Genomic DNA, 15687 nt, shown 5'->3' on the forward strand with positions numbered 1-15687 from the left:
CCCCCTAGAGCAGTTCCTCCAGTCGCCGGGCCAGCAGGTCCCAGCGCCACCTCTCCTCGACCCAGGACCGTCCCCGCTCCCCCATGCGGCGGCGCAGGGCGGGGTCCCCCAGGAGCGTGACGATACGGTCGGCGGCCTCCTCGGGTGAGCCGCCGCGCACGACCCAGCCGGTCTCGCCGTCGAGCACCGCGTCGGGCGCGCCTCCGGAGTCCCCGGCGACGACGGGCAGTCCGGTCGCGGACGCCTCCAGGTAGACGATGCCGAGCCCCTCGACGTCGAGTCCGCCGCGCCGGGTGCGGCAGGGCATGGCGAAGACGTCACCGGCGCCGTAGTGCGCGGGCAGCTCGGCCCAGGGCACCGCGCCGGTGAAGCGCACGGAGCCGGCCACCCCGGTCCGCTCCGCCAGGGCGCGCAGCTCCTTCTCGTACGGTCCGCCGCCGACGATCAGCAGGACGGCGTCCGGTTCGGCGGCCAGGATCCGCGGCATGGCCAGGATCAGCGTGTCCTGCCCCTTACGCCTGACCAGCCGCGAGACGCACACGACCACCGGCCGGCCGGTGAGCCCGAGCCGGGCCCGCACCTCGTCGCCGCCCGAGCCGGGGTGGAAGGTCTTCTCGTCGACACCCGGGGGCAGTTGGACCATCCGTCCGGCCGCCTCGGGGGTCAGCGCGGCGGCGATCCGGGAGCGGGTGTACTCGCCGAGGTAGGTGATCGTGTCCGTCGACTCCCCGATACGGCGCAGGAGTCCGCGGGCGGCGGGCAGTTGCGCCCAGCCCGCCTCGTGCCCGTGGGTGGTGGCGACCAGCCGCTCGGCGCCCGCCCTTCTGAGGGCGGGCGCCATCAGCCCGAGCGGCGCGGCCGCCCCGAACCACACGGCCGTGCAGCCGTGTTCGCGCAGCAGCCCGACCGCGCGCCGGGTCGCGCCCGGGGTCGGCAGCAGCATCGTCGTGCGGTCGCGTACGACGGTGAAGGGCTGCTCCGCGTCGAACGCGGCCGTCGCCTCGGCACCCTCCCGGCCCCGCTTCCAGGTGGAGGCGTGGACGACCAGCCGCTCGGGGTCCAACCGCAGTGCCATGTTGTGCAAAAACGCCTGGATCCCGCCCGGCCGGGGCGGAAAGTCGTTGGTCACGATGAGGGTCTTGCGCACAACCGCCGACCCTACCGAACCGGCCCGGACCACGGCCCACGGCCGTGCCGCCCGCCCCGCGACGGCCGGTCGCGGGATCATGTGCCCCGCGACGCGAACCGCGCGAACCGCATGAACCGTACGAATCGCGGGAGGGGAGAGGAGTGGACGGGAGAGGTACCCGGTGGCGGCTCGCCGGGGTGCTGGTGGCCTGGGGGGTGAGCCGGGCCGTGCTGCTGCTCCTCGTGTTCAAGGTGGTCGGCTTTCCGGGCCCGGACGACGTCACGGTGGATGTGTCGGTGACGTACCAGGGCTGGTACGAGGTGCTGCGGCAGGGCGGGTTCCCGGTCGGTGACGTGACCTGGCAGTACCCGCCCGCCGCCGCGCTGGCCATCCTCTCCCCTGCCGCCCTGCCCTTCCTCGGCTACACCGCGGCCTTCCACGTGCTGGCCCTGCTGGCCGATCTGGCGGTGCTGTGCCTGCTGCTGTGCGCCGGCCGGCGGCCCGGCCGGCCGCTGCGTGGCGCCTGGGTGTGGACGGCGGGCGCGCCCCTGCTCGGCCCGGTCCTGTACGCGCGTTACGACGTGATGGTGACCGCGGTGGCCGTGGCCGCGCTGCTCGCGGGCGCCCGGCACCCGCGAGCGATGGGCGCGCTGGCCGGCTTCGGGGCGCTGCTGAAGGTGTGGCCGGTCCTGCTGCTGCCGGGGCTGCGGGGCACGGCCGGGCGCCGGACGTGGACGGCGGCGGCGACGACCGCGGCCGCCGTGGTCCTGCTGTTCGCGCTGACCATGCCCGGCGCCCTGTCCTTCGTGACCGCGCAGCGCGACCGGGGCACGGAGGTGGAGGCACCGGCCGCGCTCGTCCTGCACATCGCCCGGCACCTCGGCTGGCACGGGCAGGTGCTGCTCAGCTACGGCTCGCTGGAGTTCACCGGCCCGTACACCGACGTGGTGAGCACCGCGTCCCTGGCCCTGACCGCGGCCGCCCTCGGCCTGCTGCTGCTGTGGCGGCTGCGGGCCCGCCGCTACCGCCCGCACACGGCCGCCGACGCGGCGTTCGCGGCGGTGCTGCTGTTCACGGTGACCAGCCGGGTCCTCAGCCCCCAGTACCTGGTGTGGCTGATCGGGCTGGCCGCCGTCCGCCAGTGCTTCCGGGACGACGGGATGCGGCTGCCGGCCGGCCTCGTCCTTGCGGCGGCCCCGGTGACGGTCCTGGAGTTCCCGGTGTACTTCGCGCACGTCGTCGCGAGCGACCGCCTCGGCGTCACCCTCCTGCTGCTGCGCAACGGCCTGCTGGTGGCCGCGGCCGTGACCGCCTGCCGGTCCCTGTGGCGCTCGACGGACACCGCCGCGCCCCGGACCCGCCCGCCGGAGCGGGCCGCCCGGCCCACCGCCCGGCTCGATCAGCCCAGCTGACGCACGAGATACGCGCGCCACTGCGCGGTGAACCGTTCCAGGGTGGTGCCGAGGACCTTCCGCAGGGCATCCTCGACCGCGCCCTCGCGGACGCCGTGCGCGCCGACGGCCCGGTAGAAGTCGTCCAGGCGCCGTTCGCCCCACTGGTCGGCGATCATGCGGCAGGCCGTCCAGCCGCTCTCGTAGGCCCGGGCGAGCCGGGCCGGATCGCCGGCGAAGCCGAAGTCCCCGTCGGCCGGCAGGGCGGCGGGGACGTCCCCGCCGGCCACGGCCCGCCGCAGTTCGGGCGCGGCCTCGCCCGCGGTGCGGCCGGTGCCGCGGTAGCCGACCCAGTCCGCGTAGCCCTCGGACAGCCACAGCGGGGTGGCGGCGTTGGTGTGGGCGCGGGTGGCGACGTGGGTGGTCTCGTGGGTGAGGACGACCTGTCTGCCGAGCGGGCCGAGCATGCCGTAGGCGGCCGGGTTGACGATGATCCGGTCCGCGGGCGCCCGGCCCGCGCCCCCGGTCTCGCCCGTGGTGACGGCGGCGATGCCGCGGTAGTTGGCCGCGGGCGAGCCGAGCAGTCCGGCCATGCCCTCGAGGGACCCGGGGACCAGCAGGACGACGTGCCGGCTCCAGTCCGTGCCCCAGGCGTCCGACACCGCGGGTATCGCGCGGTCGGCCAGACGGGCGTAACCGCGCAGGTCCGCGTCGCCGTGTCCGACGCCGAGCACGAGGCTGTCGCGCCCGTGGACCACCGAGACCGTGCCCTGGTCCCACAACTGCTCGGCGGACTTGCTCCGCGGCCGGTCGGAGTCGACGTACCACTTCCCGTCGGCGCGGATGGACAGGGTCAGCGTGCGGCCCGCGGTGACGGGCGCCCTGTCGTATCCGGTGACCCGGTAGCGCAGTTCGGCCTGCGCGACCGCGGTGTCGCCGCTGCGGCGCAGGCTCTCCAGCCGGTAGGACCAGTCCGACAGCGGAACGGCCCGCACGTGCGTGTAAGGGTCCCGTGTCCCGGTGGCCGCGTACGCCGCCGGATCGTGCTGGAGGACCGCCTCCGCCCGCCGGTCGAGCACCCGCTGCACCTCGGCTTTCGCGGTGTCGGCCGCGGACGGCCCGCCGCAGGCCGTCAGGGACGCCAGCAGCAGGCACACCGCCATCACCGAGGATTTCGACACCCGCCCACGACCAGCCATTTCCCGATCGTACGGCGGCACCGGGGCGGCCGTCAGACCCTGGTCACCGACGAGATCGGCATCATGTTCACCGGGTCGTAGCGCACCGGCGCGCCCGGGTGGGGCGCGTGGATCACCCGGCCGTTGCCCGCGTACATCGCGACATGGCCGGCGTCGGAGCGGTAGACGACCAGGTCGCCGGGCCGGGCCTCGGACAGCGGGATCCGCCGGCCCGCGTTGCGCTGCTCCTGCGAGGTGCGCGGCAGATGTACTCCGGCCTGCGCGTACGACCACTGCATCAGGCCCGAACAGTCGAAGCCCGTGGGCCCGTTGGCGCCCCAGATGTAGGGGCGGCCGAGGGCGGTCCGGGCGGCGGCGAGGGCGGCGGCCGCGCGGCCGGAGGCGGCCGGCCCGGCGTCGAGACCGGGGAAGAGGTCCTCGCGGTCGGACCGGGAGGCCCGGTCGTAGTCCGCGCGCTCCGACGCGGGCAGGGCGGAGAGGAGTTGCCGGGCCCGGGCGAGCTTCCGCTCGATCGTCCGCTTGTGGGTCGCTGCCGCCGTGCGGTTCCTGTCCAGTTCGGCGAGGGCGCCGGTCGCCTCGATGCGGTCCTGCGAGAGTTCGCGCAGCACCCGCCGCAGGTCATGCAGTTCGCCGGTCTGGTGGTCGGTGATCCGGTCGAGCGTGGAGGCCTTGTCCAGGTAGTCGGCCGGGTCGCGGGAGAACAGCAGGGCGATCGTCGGGTCGAAGCCGGAGCGGTACTGGGCACCGGCCAGCGAACCCAGCGACTCCCTGAGGTCGTTGACGCGCTGCTGCCGCCGGGCGATGCGGTCCTGCAGTTCGTGCACCCGGGTGCGCAGGAGGTCGGCCCGCTCACCGGCCTTGTCGAAGGCCTCGGTCGCCTTCTCGGCCTCCTGGTAGAGGCGGTCGACCTCGGACCGGGCGTCGCCGTGCGGAGCGGCGACGGCCGAGGTGGCCGGTACGGCGCCGAGCGCGGCGGCTGCGACGGACAGGACGCAGAACGCGGCGCCCGCGCCCCGGTCGAACCCGGACGGTGCTGGGCGGCGATGAGACCCCACGGGAAGCCGTACTCCCTCCACTGGCGGACACTGACCGCTTCACGCGACCGGGGCGCCGAGCGCCCGGCCTGCGGGAAACGCGCCAGACAGTAGCCGCGCGGACACACCGCGGCCAAAGCCGCCGAGGGGGCACGGAACGCGGCCGCCCCGCCTCTGACGCAGGTCAGGGCGGGGCGCGGGGTCACCGTGGGGTGCCGGGATTCGCCCGTTCGGGCGAGTGGAAGAGGGGCTCTCCCGGAGAGGCGTCAGATGCGGACGCCGAACTGGAAGGGCATGTTGCTGATCGGCTCGTAGCGCACGACAGTGCCGGTGCGCGGGGCGTGCAGCACCTGGCCGTTGCCCGCGTAGAGACCGACGTGGTGCTGGTCGCCGTAGAAGATGACCAGGTCGCCGACCTGGAGCTGGCTCTGCGAGTAGATCCGGGTGCCCGCGTTGGCCTGCGCCTCGGAGGTGCGCGGGATGCTGACACCGGCCTGGGCGTACGCCCACGAGGTCAGACCCGAGCAGTCGTAGGACGACGGACCGGTGGCGCCGTAGACGTAGGGCGAGCCGATCTTGCTCTGGGCCGCGGCGAAGGCGGCGCCGGCCCGGCCGGAGGCGGGGGCCGCGTTGCCGAGCTGCACACGGTCGGCGGAGGCCCGGCTGGCCCGGTCCTGCTCGGCGGCGAGGGCGGCCTTCTCCTGGGCGGTGAGGCTGTTCAGGAGCCGCTGCGCCTCGGCGAGCTTGCCCTGGACCTCCGTCTTCTTGTTGCCCAGCTCGGTGCGGGTGGCCGCGAGGTCCTTGAGCTTCGAGGAGGCCTCGGACCGCTCCTGGGCGAGCTCGCGCTGCTTGTCCTGGATCTTCTTCAGCGCCTCGACCTGCTGGCCGCTCAACTGGTCGAGCGTGGAGGCCTTGTCGAGGTAGTCGTCCGGGTCGGAGGACAGGAAGAGCTGGAGCGAGGGGTCTATGCCACCGGTGCGGTACTGGCCGGCGGCCAGCGAACCGAGGCCGTCGCGCAGCTTGTTGAGATCCTGCTGGCCGCGGGCGACGTTGTCCTGGATGGTGGAGATCTCCTTCTGGAGCTTCTCCTGCTTCTCCTTGGCCCCGTTGTACTTCTCGGTGGCCTGCTCCGCCTGCTGGTAGAGCTCGTCGACCTTGGACTTGACCTCGTCCTTACTCGGCTTCGCGCTCGGGGCTGCGTTTGCGGCCTGGGCACTGATCGCTACGGCCGCTGCCGCCGCGGTGGTGAGCACAGTCACACGCGCACGGCTGGGTTGCTTGGGTCGACGGTGGGACGCCACGGAAGCGAGCTCCTTCTTCTGAGTGATCACCCGCTCGGAGGTTCGAGCTCGACCCTAGTGACCTCATCGTGATGAATTCAAATCCTGCGGCGGAAAATCCCGCCACTCACTGCATTCTTTGCCCATAACTCACCGGCAGTGAGGATTACTTGACCCTGTGTCGCGTGACGCTTCCGACCAATTCGGGAATGCGGCCCCTATGTTGCGCTTGAGGCTTTCGAGGCTCTACGTCCGTTTTCAGCCGCGCGAAAGCCGCTTCAGGAGCACCAGCGAGGCCACCGGGCGCGCCCCCGCCTTGGCGACCCCGTCGGCGACCTCGCGGTCGGTGGAGGCGACGATCACGGGCCGGCCGGGCGGCTCGGCCCGCACCAGCTGACGGATCAGCTCGTCCGCCGTGACCCCCGGCTTGGAGAACAGCACCCGCACACCCCGCGGCGGCGCGAGAAGCACCGGCGCGACCAGTTCGGCCCCGTCGAAGACACAGGTGACCTCGGCGCCGGTCTGCGCGGCGAGCTGCGAGAGCTGCCCGAGCAGCCTCAGCCGCTGCTTCTCCAGCGGCATCTGCGGATAGCCGGTCTTGGTGACGTTGTAGCCGTCGACGACCAGATGCGCCTGCGGCAGCGCGAGCAACTGGTCGAGAATCGCCGGGTCGTGCTCGGACAGCGCGCGGGCGGCGATGTCCTTGGGGGTCATCCGGCCCGGCTCCACCGCGTCCACGGTCTCCGCCGGCCGCACCGACACCGGTGGCAGCGCCAGCTCCCGGCGCAGCCCCTGGGCCGCGTCGAGGACGGTGTCCAGCAGCAGCCGCACCCGCATGTCCTCCACGCTGCGCCCCTCGCGGGCCGCCCGGCGGGCGGCCTCCAGCGCGGCCTCCGCCTCCCCCAGGCGCGCCTTGAGCCGCCGGGCCTCGCTCTCGGCGGCCGACACCTGCGCGTGTCCCTCGCCCCGCGCGGCCTCCAGCTCGCCCCGCGCCTTGCGCAGCGCGGCCTCACCGCGCTTGACGTCGCTGTGCGCGGCCCGCAGCCTGCGGTGCAGCGACTCCGTCTCCTTGCGGACGGCGTCCAGCTCGGCCCGCAGCCGCTCGGTGTCGGCCCGGCTCTGCTCACGGGCCGCCGCCAGCTCGGCGCGCAGCCGCTCCAGTTCGGCCCGGCTCTCCTCGTCGGCGCGCTCGGCGTCCGCCCGCTGGGCCTCCTCGCCCGCGGCGGCGACCAGCTTCACCCAGCCCGGCGGGCGCAGCACGTAGGCGGCGGCCGCCACGTCGAGCGGGTCCGCGGCCGGGGGCGGCGAGCCGGAGTCGAGGGCGGCCGACAGCTCCGGCTGGGCCTCCTTGAACTTGTCACCGACGCGCTGGCGGAACAGCGGATCGGTCTCCAGCGCGGCCGCCATCGCGTTGCCCGCGAACTTCGCCCGGCGGCTGGGCGTGAACCGGGCGTACTGCCGCAGCTGCGCGGGCAGTTCCCCGAACGTCAGTGCCCCGAAGGAGTCGGAGACGATCTGGACGACCCGGCGGCGTACTCCGTCGGGCAGGGGACGGTCGAGCACCTCGGCGGCGCCGTCGCCCGGCCCCCCGCCTTGTGTCTCCGCCATCCGTCACCCCAATGCCTCAATGCCTCTGTGTCCCGCGGCCTCCCGCGGGGGTCGCCCGTACGGGCCGGCCCGTGCCGCTCAGGAGCCGGTGCCCGGCCTGTCCACGAGTTCCACCTGGTCCACGGCGTTGCACCAGCGGCAGCGCACCGACTCGATCGTCTCACTGACCACCTCGCGCTCCTCGACCTGCGGCTCTCCGGCCAGGTCCAGGTGCACGTACTCGACGACCTTCGACGAGCGGGTCACGTCGAACCGGGTGAGATTGCCGCACAGGGTGCAGCGCCACCGCGTCGTGGCGGTCGGCAGGGGAACCGTCATCGTGACTGTCCGCTTCCTTCTGTGGTCCATGACGCGCCAGCTTCCCTGGGCGTGTGGCACGTAACCCTACGGCCTGGCGGGTACTCGGCGCCGGTCCGTCCGTGGCGGCGAGGCGGTCTGTGCGGTTGCGTCCTGTTACGCCATGCTCTGTGTGCATGATCGGCAACAGGTTCGCGGTGGCCGCCCGGACGATCGAGGCGGCCAGGGCGGTACGGAGCATGCAGGCGCCGGTGACGTGCGCCCTGATCGTCCTGTGCTGTCTGATCTTCGTGACCGGCCCGGCCTCGGGTCTCAATCCCTCCTACGGCACCGGGGACGCGCTGCTGCTCGCCCAGCGGGCCTACTTCCGGCGGTGGGGCGTGATCCCCGCCGACCTGTTCACCGGCTCACCGCGGGCCGCCCTCACCCCCGCGACGGCCCTGTTCGTGCACGGCAGCTGGGTTCACCTGCTCGGCAACATGCTCTTCCTCCACGTCTTCGGGGCGATGACCGAGGAGCGCCTGGGCCGCGTCCGTTTCACGCTGTTCTACGTCGGCTGCGGCTATCTGGCCCTGGTGGGCTACGCGGCCGCCAACGCCGCGTCCGGGCAGAGCCTGGTGGGGGCGTCGGGCGCGATCTCGGCGGTCCTCGGCGCGTTTCTCCTTCTGTTCCCCCGCGCCCGGGTGACCAGTCTCTTCCCGTTCCTCTTCTTCCTGCCGCTGCGCTTTCCCGCCTGGGTCGTACTGCCCTTCTGGGCGGCCCTCCAGTGGCTGGCCGCGGGGCGCGCCGCCGAGGGACCGCAGGTCGCCTACCTGGCCCACGTGGTGGGCTTCGCCCTGGGCTTCGCCTGCGCGTGGGCCTGGTCCGGCCGGAAGACTAGAGTGAGGGCCGCCCCTGCTCCGGCCCCCGAGGGAGAGAACCAGCCGTGATCACCGCGATCGTCCTCATCAAGACCAGCGTGGACCGGATCCCCGAGATCGCCGAGCGGATCGCCTCACTGGACTCGGTCAGCGAGGTCTTCTCCGTCACCGGCACGTACGACCTGATCGCCATGGTCCGGGTGCGGCAGCACGAGGACCTCGCGGAGGTCATCCCGGGGCGGATCAGCAAGATCCCGGGCGTCGAGGGCACGGACACGCACGTGGCCTTCCGCACCTACTCGCAGCACGACCTGGAGGCGGCGTTCGCCATCGGTCTGGACTCCTGAGCGGGCCAATCACACCGCGGGGACGCAGCGGCCGTCCTCCGTGCGGTACGTCCACTTGGCGCCGTCGCGGACCAGTTCCCGCACCGCCGCCACGAAGCGGTCCACGTGCTCGTCGGGCGTGCCCGCGCCGAAGCTCACCCGGATGGCGTTGAGGGACTTCTCGCCCGGGGCCGCCTCGGGCGCGCCGCACTCGCCCTGGCTCTGCGGATCGCCGCCCAGCAGGGTGCGGACCAGAGGATGGGCGCAGAAGAGGCCGTCGCGGACGCCGATGCCGTACTCGGCGGAGAGGGCGGCGGCGAAGTGGGAGCTGTTCCAGCCCGCCACGACGAAGGAGATCACGCCGACGCGCGGGGCGTCTTCCCCGAACAGGGACAGGACCCTGACCTCGGGCACCTCGGCGAGTCCGGCCCGCACCTTGCGGATCAGGTACCGCTCGCGTGCGACGAGGTCGTCGAAGCCCGCCTCGGTCAGCGCCGCGCAGGCCGAGGCGACGGCGTAGGCGCCGATGACGTTCGGGGAGCCGGCCTCGTGGCGGGCGGCCGACTCGTGCCAGCGCACGTCCACGGAACCGTCGGCGCGGCGCGCGACCGTGCGGCTGGCGCCACCGCCCGCGAGGTACGGCTCGGCCTCGCGCAGCCAGTCGGCGCGGCCGGCCAGGACACCGGCGCCGAAGGGCGCGTACAGCTTGTGGCCGGAGAAGGCGACCCAGTCGACGTCGAGGTCGCGGACGGACACCGGGTGGTGCGGGGCGAGCTGGGCGGCGTCCAGGACGATCCGGGCTCCGTGCGCGTGGGCGGCGGCGGCCAGTTCCCGTACAGGCCACAGCTCACCGGTGACGTTGGAGGCGCCGGTGACGCACACCAGGGCCGGGCCGTGGGGGTCGCGGTCGGCGAGGGCCCGCTCCAGGGTGGCCACCGCGCGCTCCGGGGTGCGCGGGGCGTCGAGGTACGTCACCCGCGCGTCCCGCCACGGCAGCAGCGAGGCGTGGTGCTCGGTCTCGAAGACGAAGACCTGGCAGTCCGCGGGCAGCGCGCGGGCGAGGAGGTTGAGGGAGTCGGTGGTGGACCGGGTGAACACCACCTGGTCCTCCGCACGGCAGTCCAGGAACTCCGCGACCGTCCTGCGGGCGTTCTCGAACAGGTCGGTGGAGAGCTGGGAGAGGTAGCCGGCGCCGCGGTGGACGCTGCCGTAGTACGGCGCGTACGCGGCGACGTCGTCCCAGACCCGCTGGAGGGCGGGCGCGCTGGCCGCGTAGTCGAGCGCCGCGTAGGTGACCTCCCCGCCGGTGACGAGCGGAACGGTGACGTCGCGGCCCAGCACGGGCAGCGGCTCCGGGATGTCGCGGCAGAGGGACTGGTCGGCGGGGGCGATGGAAACGGACATGGGTGAACTCCCGTGAAAGCAGGCGGCATCGCCACGCGAGCGGGCACGGCTCAAGCGTGGAGAAGGGTGAAAAGGGGGATGCGGAGGCGGGGCTCTACGCCCTAACGCATTCGCTTGCTCACGGAAGGCTCCCTCGTACGACCAGGACCCCTGGTGATGCGAGGGGTCCGCGCTTGCCGTAGGCCTCGCTGCCTACGACCTGGTCCTCACCCGGGGCACCCCGCCACGGACGGAGGGTTGCCGGACAGCCGGCCGGGGCCACATGGCTGTCACTCATGACCTGGTTCAGCATCCTGCCACACGATCTTCCACGCGCAAGGCGCGGTCCGGATCGTGGACCGCGCCCTGCGAGGTGGGACTCGGGGTCAGGCGTTGCTTGCGGCCACCCAGCGCTCCAGCGTGCGCTTGGCGGACCCGGAGTCGATCGACTCCGCCGCACGGTCCATACCGGCCCGGATCTGCTCGGCGAGGCTGCCCGGGCCCGGCCGCAGCGCCACCAGCGCCGCCGCGGAGTTCAGCAGGACGGCGTCCCGTACGGGCCCCGCCTCACCGTCCAGCAGGCGCCGGGCCACCTCGGCGTTGTACGAGGCGTCCCCGCCCCGCAGCGCCTCCACGGGCACCAGCTCGATGCCGACGTCCCGCGGGTCGAAGCGCTCCTGGGTCACCTCCCCGTCCCGGACGATCCAGACCTGGGAGGTGGCGGTCGTGGTGAGCTCGTCGAGACCGTCGTCGCCCCGGAAGACCAGGGAGGAGTTGCCGCGCTCGGCGAAGACGCCGGCGACCACCGGTGCCATGCGCGGGTCCGCGACCCCGACGGCCTGGGCCCGCACCCCGGCGGGGTTGGTCAGCGGGCCGAGCACGTTGAACACCGTGCGGATGGCCAACTGTCCGCGGGCGGCGCCCACATGGCGCAGCGCCGGATGGAACTTGATCGCGAAGCAGAAGGTGATGCCCGCCTCCTGCGCCACCTCGGCCACCCGACGCGGCGTCAGCTCCAGATTGACGCCGAGCTTCTCCAGCACGTCGGAGGCACCGGAGGCGGAGGACGCGGCGCGGTTGCCGTGCTTGACGACGCTGGCGCCCGTACCGGCCACGACGATCGAGGACATGGTGGAGATGTTCACGGTCTTCGCGCCGTCGCCGCCGGTGCCGACGATGTCGACGGTCGCGCCGGGCACCTCGATCACATTGGCGTGCTCGTACATGGTGCGGACCAGGCCGGTGATCTCCTCCACCGTCTCGCCCTTGGCCCTGAGGGCCACCACGAACCCGGCGATCTGCGCGTCGGTCGCCTCGCCGCGCATGATCAGGTCCATCGCCCAGGCGGTCTCGTCGGCGGTGAGGTTCCGGCCGTCCAGCAGGCCGTTCAGCAGGGCGGGCCAGGAACGGCCCGCCGCGGTGTTGCCTCCAGCGGGGGTCACAGCGTTCATATGCCGCTCCTGGGTCGGTGTCCCGTACGGCGGGACGCGAATCTCGAACAGGTCCCACCCTATCCAGCCCCGGACACCGCGAAGGGCCCCGTCCGGGGATCGGACGGGGCCCTTCGACCGTGGCGTGGCGACGCTCAGCGGTCAGTGATCAGTGGTGGCCGTGGCCGCTCGTGATCTCCCTGTACTCCTCGACGGTCGGCTTCGGGATCTGGTTGTCCTCGCCGTAGTACGCGTTGCTGAGCTTGGCGCGGAGCTTCTGCGAGCCCTTGATCTTGCGCTCGACACCGTTCTCGTCGACCGCCGGGCCGATCTCCGCCGGCTCGTACTGGTCGTGCGCCGTGAGCGTGTAGAGCTGCTCCTGGCTGAGCGGCTCGTGGACCTCGATGAACTCACCGTGGGGCAGGCGCTTGATGATGCCGGTCTCGCGACCGTGCAGCACCTTCTCCTTGTCGCGGCGCTGAAGGCCGAGGCAGATCCGCTTGGTGGCGACGAACGCGATGACCGGTCCGACGAAGAAGCCGATCCGGACGAACCAGGTGACCGCGTTGATCGACAGGTGGAAGTGCGTGGCCCACAGGTCGTTGCCGCCGCCGACCAGCGTGATCATGTACATCGTGATCCAGGCGACACCGAACGCGGTACGCGTCGGGGCGTTGCGCGGGCGGTCCAGGATGTGGTGCTCGCGCTTGTCGCCGGTGATCCAGGACTCGATGAACGGGTAGACCGCCAGCGCCGCCAGCACCAGACCGAAGAGGACCAGCGGGATGAACACGCCCAGGACGAGCGTGTGGCCCCAGAAGTTGACCTCCCAGCCCGGCATGAAGCGGACCAGACCCTCGGCGAAGCCCATGTACCAGTCGGGCTGGGCGCCGGTGGACACCTGGTCCGGACGGTACGGGCCGATCACCCAGATCGCGTTGATCTCCACGATCGCCGCGATGATCGCGAGGACACCGAAGACCAGGAAGAAGAAGCCGCCGGCCTTGGCCATGTACACCGGCAGCAGCGGCATGCCCACGACGTTGGTGTTCTTCTTGCCAGGGCCCGCGAACTGCGTGTGCTTGTGGTAGAAGACCAGGATCAGGTGGGCGACCACCAGGCCCAGCATGATGCCGGGCAGCAGCAGGATGTGGATCGAGTAGAACCGCGCCACGAAGTCGTGGCCGGGGAACTCGCCGCCGAAGAGGAAGTACGAGATGTACGTGCCGACGATCGGCATGGACAGGATCGCACCCTCGGTGAAGCGGACACCGGTGCCGGAGAGCAGGTCGTCCGGGAGCGAGTAACCGGTGAAACCGGTGAACATGCCCAGGGCGAACAGCAGGAAGCCGAACAGCCAGTTGATCTCACGCGGCTTGCGGAACGCGCCGGTGAAGAACACGCGCATCATGTGCACGAACATGCCGGCCAGGAAGATCAACGCGGCCCAGTGGTGGATCTGCCGGATGAGCAGACCACCGCGCACCTCGAAGGAGATGTGCATGGTCGAGTTGAACGCCTCGGACACCAGCTGACCCTGCAGCGGGACGTACGAGCCGTTGTACACCACCTCGTTCATCGAGGGGTGGAAGAACAGCGTCAGGTACACACCCGTGAGGATGATGATGATGAAGCTGTACAGGCAGACTTCGCCCAACATGAACGACCAGTGGTCGGGGAAGATCTTGCGCATGTTGGCCTTGGCCAGGGAGTAGATCCCGAGCCGGCCGTCGGCCCAGTCGGCGATCCGCTCGCCGGCCGGTGCCTTCCCGCGAGAGCGGCCCGCCGCGTCTGCGGCAGATGGATTCGTGTTGGCTGCTGATGTACTCATCCGCGCTCCCAGAATGCAGGACCGACGGGCTCCTCGAAGTCGCCGAGCGCCTGGAGGTAACCCTCGCTGTCCACGCCGATGCGCAGCTGCGGCAGAGCGTGGCCGGCGGGGCCGAAGATCACTCGGGCACCGTCGGAGAGGTCGAAGGTGGACTGGTGGCACGGGCACAGGGCGTGGTGCGTCTGCTGCTCGTACAGGGAGATCGGGCAGCCCACGTGGGTGCAGATCTTCGAGAAGGCGACGATGCCCTCGTGTCCCCAGTCGAGTTCGCGCTTGTCCTTGATGTCGCCCGGCTCCAGCCGGATGATCATCAGGGCGGCCTTGGCGATCTCGTTGGCGAAGTCCTCGTCCGTCTCCTTCAGACCGCCGGGCATCGCGAAGGTGAGCGAGCCGACCGAGACGTCCTCGGGACGCAGCGGAAGGTTGGTGTTCATGTTCACGAGGCGCTTGCCCTTGGCCCACAGCGTGTGGCGCAGGCTGGTCCCGGGCAGCGGGCCCAGGTCGCGCAGCAGCATGACGCCGGACAGCGGCACCAGCGTGAGCGCGCCGAGCATCGTGTTGCGGATCAGCTTGCGACGGCCGATCGCCGACTCCTTGGCACCCTGCTTGAAGTCCGCGTGGACCTTCGCACGGACCTCGGGGGATGCCTCGATCGGGTGACGCTCGTCGGCGACCTCGGCGTCGGACATCAGGGTGCGGGCCCAGTGGACCGCGCCCGCGCCGATCGCGAACAGCGCCACGCCCAGCGTCAGGCCGAGCGCGAAGTTCAGCGCGTTGATGTGCCCGAGCGGGAAGACGAAGATCGACTTGTCGTGCGGGATCGTCACGTACGAGGCGATGAAGCCGATGGTGGCCAGCATCGACACCGTGAACATCAGGGCGACGCTGCGCTCGGACCGCCTGGCGGCCCGCTCGTCGATGTCCTGGATCCGGTGCTCGTGGGGCGGCAGACCCGGGTCGGCGAACGGAGCCCGCTCGTCCGCCACGGAGACCGCGCCGTGCCCGTGCTCGTGGGCTGCCTGCTCTGCGGGCAGGTTCTCTTCAGGAATGTCTTGGCTACTCATGACTTCTTGGCCTTTGCGGTCCGAGCGGCGACCCAGACGGCGACCGCGACAAGGGCACCCAGCCCGAAGATCCAGGCGAACAGACCCTCGGTGACCGGTCCGAGGCCACCCAGGTCCATACCACCCGGCGTCGTGGTCTCGTCACCGTTGACCGCGTCGAGGTACGCGATGATGTCCTTCTTGTTCTTCTCCGTCAGCAGCGTGTCGGGGAAGGAAGGCATGTTCTGCGGGCCGGTCTGCATGGCCTCGTAGATGTGCTTGTTGCTCACACCCGTGAGGTTCGGGGCGTACTTGCCGTGCGTCAGCGCACCGCCCTTGCCGGTGAAGTTGTGGCACTGGGCGCAGTTGGTGCGGAACAGCTCACCGCCCTTGGCGGCGTCCGCACCCTCGGGGCTGTACTGGTTCGCCGTCGGCACGTTGGGGCCGGCGCCCAGGGACGCGATGTACGCGGCGAGCTGGTCGATCTCGGCCTGGTTGTAGATGACCTTCTTGCGCGGGATCTGCGCGCCCGGCTGCTGGGCCGGCATACGGCCGGTGCCGACCTGGAAGTCGACGGCCGCCGCGCCCACGCCCACCAGGCTGGGACCGTCAGTGGTGCCCTGCCCACCGGTGCCGTGGCAGCTTGCGCAGCCGACCAGATAGAGCTTCCTGCCCTCCTCGATGGTGAGGGACTGGGCGGTGTCCTCGGCCTTCGCCTTGCTCGCGGGCGCGAACGCGGTGTACAGCCCCCCAGTGGCCGCCAGCGCGAAGAGTAGGACGACGACCGCCGCCAGCGGATGGCGTCGTCGTGCGGAGAGCTTTTTCACGGATTACCCCGGTGTCAGGATCTTCTGCGTCGATGCTTTGCGGACTTGG

General features: G+C 71.8%; 14 protein-coding genes and 1 riboswitch. Of the genes, 3 read left to right on the forward strand and 11 right to left on the reverse strand.

Features of this window, described 5'->3' with window-relative positions:
- Positions 1–4: 4 nt before the first annotated feature.
- Positions 5–1147 carry a glycosyltransferase family 4 protein gene (locus ACIP4X_RS01810; RefSeq protein ID WP_401346167.1) on the reverse strand — a complete coding sequence of 381 codons (1143 nt, stop codon included), beginning with the start codon at positions 1145–1147 and terminating at the stop codon, positions 5–7.
- A gap of 143 nt (positions 1148–1290) precedes the next feature.
- Here ACIP4X_RS01810 and ACIP4X_RS01815 point away from each other — a divergent pair, with 143 nt between their 5' ends.
- Positions 1291–2541 carry a glycosyltransferase 87 family protein gene (locus tag ACIP4X_RS01815; protein WP_401346169.1) on the forward strand — a complete coding sequence of 417 codons (1251 nt, stop codon included), beginning with the start codon at positions 1291–1293 and terminating at the stop codon, positions 2539–2541.
- Here the strand turns inward: ACIP4X_RS01815 and ACIP4X_RS01820 are convergent.
- The 5 genes from ACIP4X_RS01820 to ACIP4X_RS01840 form a co-directional block, all read right to left on the reverse strand.
- Positions 2529–3719 (reverse strand): hypothetical protein, encoded by a 1191-nt coding sequence (locus ACIP4X_RS01820; protein ID WP_401346172.1) that lies wholly within the window; start codon positions 3717–3719, stop codon positions 2529–2531. The two genes, ACIP4X_RS01815 and ACIP4X_RS01820, sit on opposite strands and share 13 nt — an antisense overlap.
- 32 nt (positions 3720–3751) lie before the next feature.
- Complete coding sequence (locus ACIP4X_RS01825; protein ID WP_401346173.1) at positions 3752–4774, reverse strand: NlpC/P60 family protein; 1023 nt, start codon at positions 4772–4774, stop codon at positions 3752–3754.
- 245 nt (positions 4775–5019) lie between these two features.
- The gene (locus ACIP4X_RS01830; protein WP_358731101.1) at positions 5020–6054 is read right to left on the reverse strand and encodes an NlpC/P60 family protein; all 1035 of its coding nucleotides are present in this window, start codon (positions 6052–6054) and stop codon (positions 5020–5022) included.
- A gap of 237 nt (positions 6055–6291) precedes the next feature.
- Positions 6292–7641 (reverse strand): NYN domain-containing protein, encoded by a 1350-nt coding sequence (locus ACIP4X_RS01835; RefSeq protein WP_391453455.1) that lies wholly within the window; start codon positions 7639–7641, stop codon positions 6292–6294.
- A gap of 78 nt (positions 7642–7719) precedes the next feature.
- Positions 7720–7959 carry a hypothetical protein gene (locus ACIP4X_RS01840; RefSeq protein WP_358731098.1) on the reverse strand — a complete coding sequence of 80 codons (240 nt, stop codon included), beginning with the start codon at positions 7957–7959 and terminating at the stop codon, positions 7720–7722.
- 155 nt (positions 7960–8114) lie between these two features.
- Here ACIP4X_RS01840 and ACIP4X_RS01845 point away from each other — a divergent pair, with 155 nt between their 5' ends.
- Entirely contained in the window at positions 8115–8867 is a 753-nt protein-coding gene (locus tag ACIP4X_RS01845) for a rhomboid family intramembrane serine protease (protein WP_401346178.1), read from the forward strand.
- Positions 8864–9145: an Lrp/AsnC family transcriptional regulator gene (locus ACIP4X_RS01850; protein WP_141361622.1), complete on the forward strand. Its 282-nt coding sequence runs from the start codon at positions 8864–8866 to the stop codon at positions 9143–9145. Before ACIP4X_RS01845 ends, ACIP4X_RS01850 begins: the two co-directional genes overlap by 4 nt.
- Before the next feature lie 9 nt (positions 9146–9154).
- On the opposite strand, the gene ACIP4X_RS01855 is transcribed toward ACIP4X_RS01850, so the two are convergent.
- From ACIP4X_RS01855 to ACIP4X_RS01875, 5 genes are all read right to left on the reverse strand, one after another.
- Positions 9155–10528 carry an aminotransferase class V-fold PLP-dependent enzyme gene (locus tag ACIP4X_RS01855; protein ID WP_358731095.1) on the reverse strand — a complete coding sequence of 458 codons (1374 nt, stop codon included), beginning with the start codon at positions 10526–10528 and terminating at the stop codon, positions 9155–9157.
- 164 nt (positions 10529–10692) lie between these two features.
- Positions 10693–10809: riboswitch (SAM riboswitch) on the reverse strand.
- Positions 10810–10893: 84 nt separating this feature from the next.
- Positions 10894–11958 (reverse strand): anthranilate phosphoribosyltransferase, encoded by a 1065-nt coding sequence (gene trpD, locus ACIP4X_RS01860; protein WP_358731093.1) that lies wholly within the window; start codon positions 11956–11958, stop codon positions 10894–10896.
- Positions 11959–12106: 148 nt separating this feature from the next.
- Positions 12107–13768 carry a cytochrome bc complex cytochrome b subunit gene (locus ACIP4X_RS01865; RefSeq protein ID WP_358731091.1) on the reverse strand — a complete coding sequence of 554 codons (1662 nt, stop codon included), beginning with the start codon at positions 13766–13768 and terminating at the stop codon, positions 12107–12109.
- Positions 13765–14832: a Rieske 2Fe-2S domain-containing protein gene (locus ACIP4X_RS01870; protein ID WP_358731089.1), complete on the reverse strand. Its 1068-nt coding sequence runs from the start codon at positions 14830–14832 to the stop codon at positions 13765–13767. Before ACIP4X_RS01870 ends, ACIP4X_RS01865 begins: the two co-directional genes overlap by 4 nt.
- On the reverse strand, positions 14829–15638 hold the full coding sequence (locus ACIP4X_RS01875; protein WP_358731088.1) for a c-type cytochrome: 810 nt from the start codon (positions 15636–15638) through the stop codon (positions 14829–14831). Before ACIP4X_RS01875 ends, ACIP4X_RS01870 begins: the two co-directional genes overlap by 4 nt.
- Positions 15639–15687 lie beyond the last annotated feature (49 nt).

This window comes from Streptomyces sp. NPDC088817 (genome assembly GCF_044750345.1).
Classification (GTDB): Bacteria; Actinomycetota; Actinomycetes; order Streptomycetales; family Streptomycetaceae; genus Streptomyces.